This is a genomic window from Bacillus sp. LR--39 (genome assembly GCF_053613335.1).
In genome coordinates, this window is the sequence record NZ_JBSIOT010000880.1 from 1 (window position 1) to 707 (window position 707).

The 707-nt window shown below is 42.0% G+C and carries 1 protein-coding gene and 1 pseudogene; both read right to left on the reverse strand.

Features of this window, described 5'->3' with window-relative positions:
* A pseudogene (locus tag ACWHAR_RS27205) lies at window positions 1–195 on the reverse strand (DMT family transporter); the annotation flags it as partial.
* 210 nt (window positions 196–405) lie between these two features.
* Window positions 406–707, reverse strand: a 302-nt coding sequence (locus ACWHAR_RS27210; RefSeq protein WP_452088449.1) for a class II fructose-bisphosphate aldolase, incomplete at its 5' end; no start/stop codon positions are given.

Here is a 707-nt window from a genome sequence, read left to right on the forward strand (position 1 = left end):
TGACAGAACAAACTGCCTCCGTGCCAACAGAAACGCCGCGATCAAAATGCTTGCGATCATGAACCGCATGCCGGCGGACCAAAATGGAAGGCTGTCACTCAGCCCGGCTTTTTGAAAAGCCCATGTCGTCCCGCCGATCAAACATAACACGATAAATAAAATATGAACCCGATACTTTAAAACGTTTGTCAGCATATAGCATTCACCTGATTTAGTTATTGTCTTGCTGTCATTTATTTTCAGAAAATAAAATCTTTTCTGATCAAAATGGATTATGAGGGAAATTATAACTATTATATCAATTACAGTCAATCATACTTTTGAACCTTTAGAATATCTTTACAAATACTGCGAACAAAAAAACACTCACTTCGATTAAGTGAGTGGAGGCGATATTGGTTTAGCTTATATTTCTATCTTTTGGGTGCATACCGCTTTTCCGGATGACCCGAATTCTCTCATCTTATGTTTAACCGTTTCTTTGACTGCGCTGATCCCTGGCGTCATATAGGCGCGGGGTTCATATAAATCGGGATTGTCTTTAAATATGCTGCGCGTTTTCTCAGTCCAGGCCACCATGCATTCGGTATTAATGTTGATTTTCGCATGGCCCAGACGGATCGTTCTTGCGATTTGATCAGCCGGGATGCCCGAAGCTCCATGGAGAACGAGCGGAATGTCCGTTACCCGTGAGATTTCTTGCATTT